Here is a 12,353-nt window from a genome sequence, read left to right on the forward strand (position 1 = left end):
GCTCAGGCGGCCGCGCGCAGCGGCGTGCCGGCGCCGATCCCCTCGAACACAAAGCTGTCCATCGCCAGCACGCCGTAGGTAACCTCGTCTGCCACCCGGGCCACGCTGGCCGGCGGCGTACCCGCCGCTGCGCTCCGCGGCCCCAGCGCCGCGCCCAGCGCCACGTAGAACGGCAGCAGGTGCTCGTCGGTCGGGTGCGCGCGGCGGGCGTACGGGGCCTCGGCGCGGTAGTTGGCAATGCGGCCGGTGTCGCCGGTGGCCAGCGCCTCGTCCAGCGCGTCGCCCATCCAGCCGCGGAAGGCCTCGACATAGGGCTCGGCCTGCGGCCCGTGCTGTTCAAGGCGGCCGCCGCTGCCGAACACTTCCTGCAGGTTGTGCGTAAAGCTGCCCGAAGCCAGCACCAGCACGCCTTCCTCGCGCAGCGGCGCCAGCGCACGGCCGATCTCGATCTGGAGGGCGGGCGGCAGGTAAGGATTCAGCGCCAGTTGCACCACCGGTACGTCGGCATCCGGGAAAAAGTGCCGCATCGGCATCCAGGCGCCGTGGTCGAGCGGCCGTTCGTCGTCCTCGCCGACAAACCCGGCGCCGGGAATGGCCGCGGCCTCGACCAGCGCCTTGACGCGCGCGGCCAGCGCCGGCGAGCCCGGGGCATCGTAGCGCAGCGCGTACAGGTCGCGCGGGAAGCCGCCGAAGTCGTGCCAGGCTTCCTGGCGCTCGCGGCTGCTCACCGCCAGCGTGCTGTAGATCCAGTGCGCCGATACCACCAGCACCGCGCGTGGCGGCAGCGCCCGCAGGCGCTCGCCAAGTGCATCGAAGGCCGCACCGGTGGGACCGGGGTCGACGGCGAGCATGGGCGAACCGTGCGAGATAAACAGTGCGGGAAGCATGGCGTCGGGTCTCATTGTTCTGCTCATTGATCTGTGTGCTTGCTATTGAGTTTGGCAAAGATCGGCCCCTGGCACGCCCCGCTTTTGCGCATCTTTCATGCAAAAAAACTGAACCGGCGCGCGCCACGTGGGCTGGGCCACACACCGCCGCAGGCGTGCCGGGACGCCGCCGCGCACTGCACCCTATGATGCAGCCGAGGGCAAGTGCCGTACCCGGGCAAGCCCTCGGCCAACGCATGACGCCGCCAGCACGCCAAGCGTGCCGGGTGGCCGGAGACATCGTGGTACCGAACCCGCTGCGCCGCCCCGGCTGGCGCCTTCCCCTTCCCACCCATTGGTGGCAGCCGGGCGTCTACGGCAGCGCACCGGCGGTCGCGCTGTGGATCGCGGCCAGGCTGCCGGCGCAGTGGCTGTGGTCGCTCGCTGGCCAGCCGGATGCCGGCGAGTGGCTGAACCAGGCGGGCGATACGGTGTTTGTTGCCGGCTGGGCCGGCAGCGCGCTGATGCTGTGGCTGGGCCGTCACCGGCCGCCACCGCCTGCGGCATCCGCTGCGGCAGAAAAGTGCGATCCGGGCGATGCGTGCGCGCAGCAGACACCACGCCGCCATACAGCGGCCTGATACTGGCCTGGCCGCTTCCGCGCCCGATTCAAAGCCTCGGCAAACCGATCTGAAAACTTTTGCGCCCCGTTCGCACGCTTGCCCGCGTGGCTAGAATGCGTCGGACGGCTGCCGCCACGCGGCGCCGCGTGAGCCGTGTGCAAGGGGAAATACCCATGTCCGTACGCCTGCCGACTGACCGGTTTCGCGCCAGCCGGCGCCGCGCTTGCCGCTGGCGCGCCGCGGCGGCTGCGCTCGGCTTGCTGGCCGCGGGGACCGCGCACGGCCAGACCGCCGGCAACGGGCTGCAACTGGTCGGTGCCAACGTGCAGCGGCACGCCAACGCGGTGCTGTCGCTGATGGCATATTCCGTGGTGCCCGACCTGACTTCCAGCTCGCTGTCGATCAACAACGCCAGCACCGACGACCCCGGCGTCGTCATGTCGCAGCTCGGCGGCGGCTTCACCATCAGCAAGTCATTCCCGCTCTACCTGGAAGGCGCGATCGCGTACAGCCGCTACGACCCCACCTTTGTTGCCAGCAACGGCACCGAATCGCGCTCCATCCCGACCCGGTGGAACACGTTCTCGGGCACCATCGGCATCGGCTGGGATTTCCCGATCACCGCCAACAAGGAACTGGTGATCCGGCCGATCTTCAATTTTTCTCTGGGCAATGTCTCGAGCGACCTGTCGATCGGCAAGTTCGCGGTTGAGCAGGCCACCGACCGGCAAATCGAATTCCTCGATGGCGGCAGCCTGAACGCGTACGGCCTGGGCGGCTCGCTGATGCTGGACTGGGAGCACTATCGCGAGAACTATGAAGTCGACGTCGAACTGCGCTACACCAGCATCCATTTGCAGAGCTTCGGCGGCTCCTCAAGCGCGGTGACCGGTTCGGCGACGGCGCAGACCGCCAACCTGTGGGCGCGCTGGCGGGCACCGACAGGCCTGCGCGCGCTGGACCGGCCCCTGCGCTATGTGCTTGAGTTATCACATTCGCACTATTTCGGCAGCCAGGCAGGCATTCTCGGCTTCAACTACCTGACCACGGTTGGCACCGGGCTGGAGCTGGATACCAGTGCGCACGAGGTCTTTGTCACGCGGATACGGGCGGTGGTGCGCTATGTGTTCGGCAACAATGTGTCGGGGGTTTCACTGGGCCTGGCGGCGAGCTTCTGACGCCCGCTGCGGCGCGGATCGCTCAGTTCTCCTCGGCCCCTTCCCGGTAAATATTGATTACATGCCGCGCCTCGAAGCACAGCGGCATGCCCGGCGCCATCTCGTCGGTGCAATACGGCTGGTTGTCCAGTTCGCCGGTATAGAGGCTGCCCTCGCGCCCGGTCACGATCACCCACATCCGCTCGACATGGACCTCTTCGCCGCCGTCTTCGTCCGCCACCAGGATGCGGAAGATCAGCTTGACCTGCTGGCCCGGCACCAGCGCGTCGCGTTCCTCACGGGACGGAATCCAGAACGTGTCGGGATGGGCGGCGGCAATGGACTCGCCGTCATCCAGCTCCCAGCCGTCTTCATCCAGGGTCGTCAATCGCATGTCCATTTTCAGCCTTCCGCAATGTCTCAGGTGCGGGCATGATCGCAGCAAATGCGGCGCGCCGCGAGCGGATTGAGCGACACTTGAGCGACCGCTTGAGCGACACCTTGAGCGGCCACCGCACCGGATCCACCCAAAAGGGAGAAAGGTTACGCATGACAAGCAAGAAGGAAGCGCAGGCCGCCCCGGCAGCGCCGGCGCGCTGCGGCTGGTGCGGCACGCTGGAAGACTATTGCCATTACCACGACCACGAGTGGGGCTTCCCGGTCGCGGATGACCGGCGCCTGTTCGAGAAGCTGTGCCTGGAGGGCTTCCAGTCGGGCCTGAGCTGGCTGACCATCCTGCGCAAGCGCGAGGCCTTCCGCAAGGCCTTCGCCAACTTTGACATCGACAAGGTGGCGCGCTTCGGCGAGCGCGATATCCAGCGCCTGCTCGGCGATGCCGGCATCGTGCGCCACCGCGGCAAGATCGAGGCCGCCATCAACAATGCCCAGCGGGCGCGCGAGCTGCTCGAAACCGAATCGTCGCTGGCCGCCTATTTCTGGCGCTTCGAGCCCGACCTGGCCAGCCGGCCCAAGGTGCTGACGCCCGAGGTGCTGCGCACCATGGCGATCTCGCCCGAGTCGACGGCGCTGTCCAAGGACCTGAAGAAACGCGGCTGGCGCTTTGTCGGACCGACCACCATGTACGCGCTGATGCAGGCAATGGGCCTGGTCAACGACCACCAGGAAGGCTGCGCGACGCGGACCGAGGTGATACGGGCGCGCAAGGCGTTCAAGGTGCCGCGTTAACGTTTGCAGGCCTGCCCGGGCGCTGACGGCGCGCGGTATACGCCCACGTATACGCCCGTGTCCCGGCGCCTCACCGCTGCGATCGCCGCAACGGTCTTGACGATGGTTTTTATATTGTTTACGTATGTAAACATAGTAGTAGTAGGTAAACCAGCCGCCGCCCCGTGGATAAGTCACCTTTCCTCTTTTGCTTCAAGGACTTGCAAGAAAGATAACCACGGTGCCAGCGCACCCGTATACCGGGATAGCCAGGCCCTTGCGTATACGTGCACGCCAACCGCGTGACGGTTGTTCGTATACGTCCCACAGCGCACCCCCAGGCGGGGCACAGCTTGTCCGGCGAGTTATCCCCAGGCGCGGGCGCAGATGTCCACAGCAGCCTAGCCGGCGGCGGCCGTCCTGGCGGCGTATACCGGATCGACGTGCGTCATCACGTTGAGCACCTGGTGATGCTCGAGCGCGCGGCGCCGTGCCTCGACGGCGATCGCATGGCCTTGCGCCACGCTCAGGGAGCCGTCGATCTCCAGATGGACGTCGACCAGCACCTGATCGCCCATCTTGCGCGTGCGCAGGTCATGCAGGCCGTGCACGCCCGGCGTGCCGAGCAGGGTCGCCTCGATTGCCGCGACGGTTTCCTCGTCCGCGGCGCGGTCCATCAGGTCGTTGAGCGCATCCCAGCCAAAGCGCAGGCCCATGCGCGCCACCATCAGCCCGACCACGATCGCCGCTACCGGATCCAGCATGTGGTAGCCGAGCAGGTTGCCGCCGATGCCCAGCGCCACCACCAGCGACGAGGCCGCGTCGGAGCGCGCATGCCAGGCATTGGCGACCAGCATGCCGGAACGCACGCGCCGCGCCACCGCCAGCATGTAGCGGAACAGCAGTTCCTTGGAAACCAGCGTGGCCAGCGCCACCCACAGCGCCAGCGCCTGCACCGGCTGGGCGCCGCCCGGGTGCTGCAGCTTGCCCACCGCGGCCCACAGCATGCCCGCGCCGACCGCCAGCAGCAGCGCGCCCAGCGCCAGTGACGCCGCGGTTTCGAAGCGCAGGTGGCCATACTGGTGGTCCGCGTCGGGATCCTTGCGGCTTTGCCACGCCGCCAGCAGCACCACGAAGTCGGAGAGCAGGTCGGACAGCGAATGCACCGCGTCGGCCAGCAGCGCCTGCGAGCCGGCTACCACGCCCGCGACGCCCTGCGCAGCGGTCAACCCGATATTGACCGCCACGCTGACAAGCGTGCTGCGCCGGCCTGCGCGGTGGCGGGCGTCGGCTTCGGCCGCGGTCGCGGCGGAGGCGTCGTCAGGCAGGCCGGGGCCGAAGCCAAAGCGTTTTTCGGATTCCGATTCCATCGCGCGACTATAGCCCAGGATACGCCGGCGCCCCACCGCATTCCCCGACGGCCCTGCGTCGCCTGTTTCGTGCCGATTTCGTAACAGCGCTGGCGAAGTCCCGGCGACGCCCTTACCGTAGTCATTGACCGGCATGCCGGTCAATGCAAGGAGGGCCCCTACGATGGCGATTCGGTCACTTGCTTCGCACAGCACGTCGCAACTGCGCCGCCTGGTCGGCCAGATGCAGGCGGAAGTCGATGCACTGGAACAACTGTCCACTGCCGATGCCGATGCGCAAAGCCGGCTCGGCTATGCCACCGCGCGACTGCGCGACGGCATCGAGGCCGTGGAAGACGCGCTGCAGTCGCTGCGCGCGCTGCAACAGGTACGGCCTTCGGCGATGAAGGCCAGGCGGCCGACGCGGGTGGCTTAGGACGACAGACGTCTCTGCTTCGACTCAGTGCTTCGACTCAGCACGATTGCCTGCAGCAGGCGCACCCCGCGCGTGCCCGTCATGCGGCGCGCCCTCATCAAACCATTCAATCGACCGCAGAAAAGATTGAATTCTGCCGAACAGTCCCCGCTGCTAGAGTGCCCCATGCCACCCGGGCCGGAAGCCAGGCCACCGGGCCGGCTATTCCAAGACACAAGCGAGGAGACTTTGATGACGAAACGCGTACTGGTGACCGGCGCCTTGTTGGCTGCCGTGTTCGTCGCCGGGCAGGCAGGCGCCCAGCAACAGCCGCAGGCACAGCCGGCGCAACCGGCCCAACCGGCCCAACCGGCGCAGCCACAGAAGCCGATGACCGCCCAGGAAATGAAGGCGGCGTTCGCGGAAAAATTCAAGGCTGCCGATACCGACAACGACGGCAAGCTGACCCGCCAGGAAGCCGAAGCCGGCATGCCCGAGGTGGCGAAGAACTTCGACAAGATCGACCGCAAGAAGACCGGCTATGTCACGCAGAAGCAGGTCGGCTCTTACGCTGTCGCCAAGGCCAAGCAGCGCAAGACGGCTCAGGACCCCAGTTCGCTGAACTAAAGACGGCCGATCCGGGTTCCCCTTTAGGGAACCTCCAAAGAAAAAACGCACGGCATCGTGAGATGCCGTGCGTTTTTTTACAAGAAATCCTGGTGGACCGAAGGAGGATCGAACTCCCGACCTCTGCATTGCGAACGCAGCGCTCTCCCAGCTGAGCTATCGGCCCGTCGCGGACGATTGTAGCCTACTTCGGCAGCGGCCTTCAATCCTCCCCGGCTGGCGTGAGGATACTGCACAACATCAGGCGGCGATGCCCGCGTTGCCGTTCATCCCACGCACCGTGGGCTCGTTCAGCGGCCGCGCCGTGACTTCCTTCGTGCTGCGCAGCCACTGCGCCATCGCGTCCCAGACCGGCGCCCCGCCGGCCTCCCGCGCTTCCTCCGCCACCGGCGCCCAGCCCGCCACCTTGTAGGTCTTGCCTGCCTCCAGCGGCTTGCCGGCCAGGCGCATGTCGGTGATGCGCTTGCCCATGCCGGCGGTGGGATCGATGGTGTACTGCAGGCCGCCGACGCGCACCATGTCGCCGCCCTGCTGGTAGTACGGGTCGGGGTTGAACAGGTTGTCGGCCACGTCTTCGAGGATGGTCTTGATGGTCTCGCCGCTCATCGCCGTCACGGTCGTGTATGGGTAGGTGATGGCGGTCTGGTCCATCAGGTGTTCCATGGTGATGGCCTGGCCCGGCAGCAGCGTGGTGCCCCAGCGGAAACCCGGCGAGAACGCGATCTGCGCGCCCTGCACCTGCATCAGGCCGTCCAGGATCAGCTGGTCGAAGGTGCCGTTGAAATTGCCGCGGCGGTACAGCAGGCCTCGGTTGACGGCGAGGACTTCGCCGAGCTTCTGTTCGTACGGTGCCCGTACCTTCCTGATAAGCGCGTCCATGGCCGGATCGGCCGGCAGGTAGTTGGCGAACACCGGCAGCAGCCGGTAGCGGAAATCGGCTACCTTGCCGCCCTTTACGTCGAAATCCAGTACGCCGAGGAACTTGCCGTTGGAGCCGGCATTGGTCACCAGCGTGGTGCCGCCCGCGTTCTTCACCGCCACCGGCGCGGGAACGCCGTCATGGGTGTGGCCGCCGAGGATGGCGTCGAGCCCGCGTACGCGCGAGGCCAGCTTCAGGTCGACGTCCATGCCGTTGTGCGACAGCAGCACCACGGCCTGCGCGCCCTTGCCGCGCGCCGCGTCGATGACCTGCTGCAGGTTTTCTTCCTGGATGCCGAAGGTCCAGTCCGGCACGAAATAGCGCGGGTTGGCGATCGGCGTGTACGGGAAGGCCTGGCCGATGATGGCCACCGGCACGCCGTTGATCTCGCGGATCACGTACGGATCGAACACCGGGTCGCCGAAGTCGTTGGTCTTGATGTTCTGTGCCAGGAAGGCGACCTTGCCCTTGAAGTCCTTGTCGACGATTTCCTTGACGCGGTCCGCGCCGAGCGTCATTTCCCAGTGCGGCGTCATCACGTCGACACCGAGCGCCAGCGCCGCATCCACCATGTCCTGCCCCTTGGTCCACAGCGCCGTGGCCGAGCCCTGCCAGGTATCGCCGCCGTCGAGCAGCAGCGCGCCCGGCCGGCCCGCCTTGAGCCGCTTGACCAGCGTCGCCAGGTGCGCAAACCCGCCGACCTTGCCATAGCGTCGCGCGGCCTCGTTGAAATCGAGATAGGTGAACGCATGCGCCTGCGGCGTACCCGGGCGGATGCCGTAGTGGCGCAGCAGCGCCTCGCCGACCAGGTGCGGCGGCTTGCCGGCGTAGTCGCCGATGCCGAGGTTGACGCTGGGTTCGCGGAAGTACACCGGCCGCAGTTGCGCGTGGCAGTCGGTGAAATGCAGCAGGTGGACGTTGCCGAAGCGCGGCAGGTCGTACATCGACTCGGCGGCCTGCGCGGCGTGCGCGTCCTGGTGGGGGAAAGTCATGCCGCCGGCGCCGGCAATGGCCAGCACCTGCAGGAACTCGCGTCGGTTCATGTTCGTCCTGTGGATAAGTGCGTGCCGGTGGGCGCGTGGCGTCCGGCATCGCATCGCTATGGCTTCGCGTAACGCTCCAGCGCGGCCACGTCGTCTTCGAGCATCTCGCCCACTTCCTTCTGCACCACGCGCCCGCGCGCGTCGATCACGTACAGCTCGGGCAGGCCCTTGCGCTTGCCGAACACGGCCTGCAGCGCGGCGGAATCCATCGCTGCGGGAAAGGTGTAGCCGCGCTTCTTCATGTATTCAGCGGCCTCGCGCGGGTCCTTGTCGATGCTGATGGCCAGCACCCGCAGCGGCGTGCCGCGCGTGCGCTCGTACAGCTTCTGCAGGCGCGGGTTCTGCATCGCGCAGAACGGGCACCACGAGGCCCAGTATTCGACCACCAGCGGCTTGCCGGCCAGCGTGTCGGCGCGCAGCGTGCGCCCGTCGAGCGTCTGCACATCGGGCAGGCGCACGGTGTCGCCCACTTCCAGCGCGGCGGCGCCGCCGGCGGCGCAGGCCAGGCCAGCGGCCAGCAGCCAGCGCAGCAGGACGGCACGCGCGCGCATCGGGCTTACTGGTTGACGGGCGAGGCCGGGTCGAGCAGCAGCGCCATCACGTCGCGGATCTGGGCCTCGGTCAGGATGCCCTTGTGGCCGAAGCGCGGCATGTTGGAGCAGGCGGAGTAGGCGTTCGAATCCCAGATCTTGCCCCAGGTGTACTTGACCACTTCCTGCGAGTTGCCGCGCAGCTTGCCGTACTGGTACAGCGACGGGCCGATATTGCCGAACGAGATCTCGGCCTTGGTCATCTGGTGGCAGGCGTAGCAGTTGCCGCCGTTGGTGCCGCCGACCTGGTCGGTGAACTGCATGCCGCGGCCGTTCTGGGCGACCTTCTCGCCTTCCTTCCAGTCGCCGAGCCAGTTGCTGTCGGCGGGATATTTGACCTGCTTGAGTTCGGCGGCCTCGATCTTCTTCGCCACCTTGCCAGGCACCTTGCTGCGGTCCGGGTACTGGCTGCAGGCCTGCTGCATGGCGTCCTGGTTCAAAACGCCTTCCACGGTAGCGGGACCCCTGGAGGAGAACGAGTCCTCGATCAGGTGCTTCATGTCGGCGCTGCTGACGGCAGCGGGCTTTGTCTTGGCGGGACGGGCCCTGGTGTTGTCCTGCGCCTGCGCGCCGGTTGCCACCAGGGTAGCCAGCGCGGCGATGGCGAGTGCCTTGTATTGTCGTTGCATGTCGTCTCTCCCGTACTGGTCAGCGCTTCATCGCCGGGCCATCGTAGGTGCCGCCGTTGGCGTTCTTCGCCAGGAACATGGTCAGCGCGGTGATCACGTCCGAGCCATAGGCGGGTTCGGGAAAGCGTTGCTGGCGCAGGCAGTCGTACAGGCGGTGCTGCATCGAGCGAACCTCGCCCTGCGACACGCGGTAGGCGGGCCACGTGGTGTAGGCCGCCTGCGCGCCCTTGTCGGTGAGCAGGTTGGGCAGGTCCTGCAGGCGGATGCGCTGCCCGTCGACCGCGTGGCAGGTGGCGCAGGCAAAGTCATAGGCGCCGCCGCGGTAGAAGAACATCTTCTGGCCGAGGGCGTAGGTGCGCTTCTCTTCCGGATGGTTGAGTTGCACGTTCATCTTCGCGCCGCGCGATTCGCCGGTCAGATACGCAACCAGGCGTTCGATGTCGGACGGCTTGCCCGAGGCCGAGAACGGGTTCCTGGTCGCCTCTTCTTTCGTGAGACCCTGCAGCGTCACGCGGCACCAGGCCAGACGCTGCTCCAGGTCCATCACCTTGTTGGCGTCCTTGAAGTAGCGCGGCAGCTCGGCGTAGGCGCCCTTGGTCACGCCCGGGCCCTTGCCCAGGTCGCATTGCTCGAGCGAGGCGTTCTTCGGGCCGGCCGGCTTTTTCCACAGCTCTTCGCCGGCGGCTTCCCACAGCTCGGCGGGATTGCCTTCGGCCAGCATCTGGCGGTACTTGGCGATTTCATCGGCGGTGCTGCCCTGCGCATGCACGGCGACAGCGCCCGCGGCCGCCGCGGTGGCGGCCAGGGCCAGCGCAGCGCGCCGGGCCAGGCTTCGGATCGGTTTCATGGGGCTTCTCCTCGCGGCCGCGCCTTTCGGGACGGGCCGCTTTTTCTAGCTTCTTCTCTTGTCTTGCCGTCAGGCAGCGCCAGCCCGGCTCAGGGCTTGATATAGGCGTAGCCTTCCTCGGCTTGCAGGCGGGCGATCTCGACCACGCCGGCCTGTACTACCTTTGCTTCCATCAACAGCTGCGATTCGGTAATCCTGCGCGCGGTCAGCGTATTGCGGCACACGCGGAACTCCACGCCTTCGGCGGCCAGCGCGCCCACCGGGCTCTCAAAGCTGTTGCCGCGCGCATCCTTGGCACCTTCGACCAAAAAATCGATGCCATAGCCGAACGCGACCACCACGATCTTGGTGCCGGGGGCGCCATTCAGGTGGTTGCGCAGGTTGCCCATCGCGCGCACCGCCTGGTCGATGCCTTCCGACAGCTGGTACACCACCTTCACGCGCCCGCCCTTGCCGGCACCGGCCTGCGCCGGCTGGCCGGACTGTGCAGAGGCCTTGGCCGCCAGGCCGATGGCTGCCAGCGCCGCCGATGCTCGAATAAATGCTCGCCGCATAATGCTCCTTCCGGCCGGGTCCGTCCCGGCATTCCGCCCCGAACCTTAGCAGAGGACGACGCGGCGTGCCGGCAACATGCCGGCATCGGTCGGCCTCAGGCGATGGTCGCTTCGTCGGTGCGCTTGTCGCCCTTGTTGTCGATCCAGGTCACCGCGACCTTGTCGCCCTTGGCGCCGCCCTTGAACTTGAAGTTCAGGAACGGGTCCTTGGACACCGCCGGCCCGAACTGGGCGCGGAACACTTCCTTGCCCTTGCACTGGGCGGTCACGGTCTGGATATGCCAGGCCGGGATGACCTTGCCGGACGCGTCCTTGCGCTGGCCGGTCTCCATGTCGTGCTTCATCAGGATCTTTACATCAACCACGCCGCCGTTCTCGGTGGCGCGTACGCGCATCGGGTCTGCCATGTGTTTCTCCGGTTGCAGTTGGCGGGAATCTCGGTAACGGGGCGAGTGTCGGCGTCAGCCGCCGCAACCGCCCAGCGTGACCTTGATTTCCTTCGATGCCACGTACCACTTGCCGCCGGCCTTGACCGCGGCGTGCACCACCGAGGTCTGGCCCATCTTCACGCGCGTGGAGACGAACGGCTCGGTGCCGGCCGGGATAATGAAGTCGGCGGCCAGGGTATTGGGGTTCTTTTCCACCAGGATCGCGATCTGCTCGGTATCCGGGATGGTGCTCGTCACGGCCACCGGCACCACGGCGCCGTTCTCGGCGATGTCGGGGGCGTTGAAGGTGATGGCGGTGCTTTTCTCGGTGCCGCTGCCGCCGAGCGCCTTGATCACGTCGGCAACGCTCTTGCCGTCAAAGGCGGTCTTGTTCCACTCGGCCGCCTGCGCTTCGCTGATCAGGCCGGTGGCGGCCATCAGCGACAGGACAGCGGTGACCCGCAGCACTTCTCGTCGTTTGGAATTCATGTTCTTGCTCTCCGGCTACTCCGTCCCAATCGGTTCGCGTGACCGCTTTGGCGGTACTCGTTGGTGTTCTGTCCAGCTTGTGCCCTGCTCGTACTACGTGTGTCCTGCTCGCGGCCGGTACATTGCCGGCCGCTGGATCTGTGCAGGTCGGGTCGGCTTGCGCCGTCCGGCCCGTTGCATCGGCGGACTGCCCCCTGGGGGCGGTCAGGCTTTACTTGGCGGGCGCGCCTGCGAGCACCCACTCGACCACGGTCTTCAGGTCGGCGTCGCTGATGGCGGCGTTGGCCGGCATCGGCACCGGGCCCCAGACGCCCGAACCACCGCTCTTGACCTTCTTGCTCAGCGTCGCGAGGGCGTTCTTGTCGCCCTTGTACTTGGCGGCGACTTCCTTGTAGGAAGGACCGACCAGCTTCTTGTCGACCTGGTGGCAACCCATGCAGGCGTTCTTGTTGGCGATCTCCTGTGCCTTGGCGGCATCGACCGCGTGAGCCGATGCGGCGGCGCCCAGCATCAGCGCTGCGATGACAAACTGCTTCATTGTTAAGCTCTCCAAGCTCTGTAAAGCCGTGGGGACGGCAAGGGCCGCTCGGCACGTACTGCAAGCTGCTTCGCGGCATACACCGGCCGCCGCCTCGGGGGCACTGCGGCGGCCA

The 12,353-nt window shown here is 66.9% G+C and carries 16 protein-coding genes and 1 tRNA gene; 5 read left to right on the forward strand and 12 right to left on the reverse strand.

From position 1 onward, the window contains the following. Positions 1–2 precede the first annotated feature (2 nt). A complete protein-coding gene (locus E0W60_RS26920) occupies positions 3–887 on the reverse strand; it encodes a DODA-type extradiol aromatic ring-opening family dioxygenase (protein ID WP_135706094.1) in 885 nt (294 codons plus the stop codon). A 281-nt stretch (positions 888–1,168) separates the two neighbouring features. On the opposite strand from E0W60_RS26920, the gene E0W60_RS26925 reads away from it, so the two are divergent. Together E0W60_RS26925 and E0W60_RS26930 are read left to right on the forward strand one after the other, a co-directional pair. Further along, positions 1,169–1,507 carry a hypothetical protein gene (locus tag E0W60_RS26925; RefSeq protein ID WP_371704901.1) on the forward strand — a complete coding sequence of 113 codons (339 nt, stop codon included), beginning with the start codon at positions 1,169–1,171 and terminating at the stop codon, positions 1,505–1,507. 155 nt (positions 1,508–1,662) lie between these two features. After that, positions 1,663–2,667: a hypothetical protein gene (locus tag E0W60_RS26930; protein ID WP_240745907.1), complete on the forward strand. Its 1,005-nt coding sequence runs from the start codon at positions 1,663–1,665 to the stop codon at positions 2,665–2,667. Positions 2,668–2,689: 22 nt separating this feature from the next. Here E0W60_RS26930 and E0W60_RS26935 read toward each other — a convergent pair whose 3' ends face one another. Next, on the reverse strand, positions 2,690–3,046 hold the full coding sequence (locus tag E0W60_RS26935) for a DUF2314 domain-containing protein (protein ID WP_135706095.1): 357 nt from the start codon (positions 3,044–3,046) through the stop codon (positions 2,690–2,692). Positions 3,047–3,195: 149 nt separating this feature from the next. Here E0W60_RS26935 and E0W60_RS26940 point away from each other — a divergent pair, with 149 nt between their 5' ends. Next, positions 3,196–3,831 carry a DNA-3-methyladenine glycosylase I gene (locus E0W60_RS26940; RefSeq protein ID WP_133097756.1) on the forward strand — a complete coding sequence of 212 codons (636 nt, stop codon included), beginning with the start codon at positions 3,196–3,198 and terminating at the stop codon, positions 3,829–3,831. Between the two features lie 380 nt (positions 3,832–4,211). Here E0W60_RS26940 and E0W60_RS26945 read toward each other — a convergent pair whose 3' ends face one another. Then, positions 4,212–5,180 carry a cation diffusion facilitator family transporter gene (locus E0W60_RS26945; protein ID WP_135706096.1) on the reverse strand — a complete coding sequence of 323 codons (969 nt, stop codon included), beginning with the start codon at positions 5,178–5,180 and terminating at the stop codon, positions 4,212–4,214. A gap of 163 nt (positions 5,181–5,343) precedes the next feature. Here E0W60_RS26945 and E0W60_RS26950 point away from each other — a divergent pair, with 163 nt between their 5' ends. Next, complete coding sequence (locus E0W60_RS26950; RefSeq protein WP_133097758.1) at positions 5,344–5,595, forward strand: hypothetical protein; 252 nt, start codon at positions 5,344–5,346, stop codon at positions 5,593–5,595. Between the two features lie 231 nt (positions 5,596–5,826). Next, positions 5,827–6,201: a calcium-binding protein gene (locus E0W60_RS26955; protein WP_135706097.1), complete on the forward strand. Its 375-nt coding sequence runs from the start codon at positions 5,827–5,829 to the stop codon at positions 6,199–6,201. 90 nt (positions 6,202–6,291) lie between these two features. Here E0W60_RS26955 and E0W60_RS26960 read toward each other — a convergent pair. The 9 genes from E0W60_RS26960 to E0W60_RS27000 all read right to left on the reverse strand — a co-directional run bounded on the left by E0W60_RS26960 (position 6,292) and on the right by E0W60_RS27000 (position 12,238). Next, positions 6,292–6,367 (reverse strand) — tRNA-Ala (locus E0W60_RS26960). A gap of 74 nt (positions 6,368–6,441) precedes the next feature. Continuing rightward, the gene (gene soxB / locus E0W60_RS26965) at positions 6,442–8,163 is read right to left on the reverse strand and encodes a thiosulfohydrolase SoxB (RefSeq protein WP_135706098.1); all 1,722 of its coding nucleotides are present in this window, start codon (positions 8,161–8,163) and stop codon (positions 6,442–6,444) included. Between the two features lie 56 nt (positions 8,164–8,219). Then, a complete protein-coding gene (locus tag E0W60_RS26970; protein WP_133097761.1) occupies positions 8,220–8,714 on the reverse strand; it encodes a TlpA disulfide reductase family protein in 495 nt (164 codons plus the stop codon). A 5-nt stretch (positions 8,715–8,719) separates the two neighbouring features. Next, a complete protein-coding gene (soxX, locus tag E0W60_RS26975; RefSeq protein WP_133097762.1) occupies positions 8,720–9,382 on the reverse strand; it encodes a sulfur oxidation c-type cytochrome SoxX in 663 nt (220 codons plus the stop codon). A 19-nt stretch (positions 9,383–9,401) separates the two neighbouring features. Beyond that, complete coding sequence (gene soxA / locus E0W60_RS26980) at positions 9,402–10,229, reverse strand: sulfur oxidation c-type cytochrome SoxA (RefSeq protein ID WP_135706099.1); 828 nt, start codon at positions 10,227–10,229, stop codon at positions 9,402–9,404. An 89-nt stretch (positions 10,230–10,318) separates the two neighbouring features. Next, a complete protein-coding gene (locus E0W60_RS26985; protein ID WP_133097764.1) occupies positions 10,319–10,783 on the reverse strand; it encodes a DsrE family protein in 465 nt (154 codons plus the stop codon). A 95-nt stretch (positions 10,784–10,878) separates the two neighbouring features. After that, a complete protein-coding gene (gene soxZ, locus E0W60_RS26990) occupies positions 10,879–11,190 on the reverse strand; it encodes a thiosulfate oxidation carrier complex protein SoxZ (RefSeq protein WP_116355082.1) in 312 nt (103 codons plus the stop codon). A gap of 54 nt (positions 11,191–11,244) precedes the next feature. After that, the gene (soxY, locus tag E0W60_RS26995) at positions 11,245–11,700 is read right to left on the reverse strand and encodes a thiosulfate oxidation carrier protein SoxY (protein WP_063240926.1); all 456 of its coding nucleotides are present in this window, start codon (positions 11,698–11,700) and stop codon (positions 11,245–11,247) included. A gap of 211 nt (positions 11,701–11,911) precedes the next feature. Further along, the gene (locus tag E0W60_RS27000; protein WP_018006137.1) at positions 11,912–12,238 is read right to left on the reverse strand and encodes a c-type cytochrome; all 327 of its coding nucleotides are present in this window, start codon (positions 12,236–12,238) and stop codon (positions 11,912–11,914) included. Between the last annotated feature and the right edge of the window lie 115 nt (positions 12,239–12,353).

Source organism: Cupriavidus oxalaticus, from assembly GCF_004768545.1.
Classification (GTDB): domain Bacteria; phylum Pseudomonadota; class Gammaproteobacteria; order Burkholderiales; family Burkholderiaceae; genus Cupriavidus; species Cupriavidus oxalaticus_A.

Bases quoted from the DNA above. Each gene is read 5' to 3' on its own strand.
- E0W60_RS26920 (WP_135706094.1), bottom strand. From the start codon at position 887: ATGCTTCCCGCACTGTTTATCTCGCACGGTTCGCCCATGCTCGCCGTC.
- E0W60_RS26930 (WP_240745907.1), top strand. From the start codon at position 1,663: ATGTCCGTACGCCTGCCGACTGACCGGTTTCGCGCCAGCCGGCGCCGC.
- E0W60_RS26935 (WP_135706095.1), bottom strand. From the start codon at position 3,046: ATGGACATGCGATTGACGACCCTGGATGAAGACGGCTGGGAGCTGGAT.
- E0W60_RS26940 (WP_133097756.1), top strand. From the start codon at position 3,196: ATGACAAGCAAGAAGGAAGCGCAGGCCGCCCCGGCAGCGCCGGCGCGC.
- E0W60_RS26945 (WP_135706096.1), bottom strand. From the start codon at position 5,180: ATGGAATCGGAATCCGAAAAACGCTTTGGCTTCGGCCCCGGCCTGCCT.
- E0W60_RS26950 (WP_133097758.1), top strand. From the start codon at position 5,344: ATGGCGATTCGGTCACTTGCTTCGCACAGCACGTCGCAACTGCGCCGC.
- E0W60_RS26955 (WP_135706097.1), top strand. From the start codon at position 5,827: ATGACGAAACGCGTACTGGTGACCGGCGCCTTGTTGGCTGCCGTGTTC.
- soxB (WP_135706098.1), bottom strand. From the start codon at position 8,163: ATGAACCGACGCGAGTTCCTGCAGGTGCTGGCCATTGCCGGCGCCGGC.
- E0W60_RS26970 (WP_133097761.1), bottom strand. From the start codon at position 8,714: ATGCGCGCGCGTGCCGTCCTGCTGCGCTGGCTGCTGGCCGCTGGCCTG.
- soxX (WP_133097762.1), bottom strand. From the start codon at position 9,382: ATGCAACGACAATACAAGGCACTCGCCATCGCCGCGCTGGCTACCCTG.
- soxA (WP_135706099.1), bottom strand. From the start codon at position 10,229: ATGAAACCGATCCGAAGCCTGGCCCGGCGCGCTGCGCTGGCCCTGGCC.
- E0W60_RS26985 (WP_133097764.1), bottom strand. From the start codon at position 10,783: ATGCGGCGAGCATTTATTCGAGCATCGGCGGCGCTGGCAGCCATCGGC.
- soxZ (WP_116355082.1), bottom strand. From the start codon at position 11,190: ATGGCAGACCCGATGCGCGTACGCGCCACCGAGAACGGCGGCGTGGTT.
- soxY (WP_063240926.1), bottom strand. From the start codon at position 11,700: ATGAATTCCAAACGACGAGAAGTGCTGCGGGTCACCGCTGTCCTGTCG.
- E0W60_RS27000 (WP_018006137.1), bottom strand. From the start codon at position 12,238: ATGAAGCAGTTTGTCATCGCAGCGCTGATGCTGGGCGCCGCCGCATCG.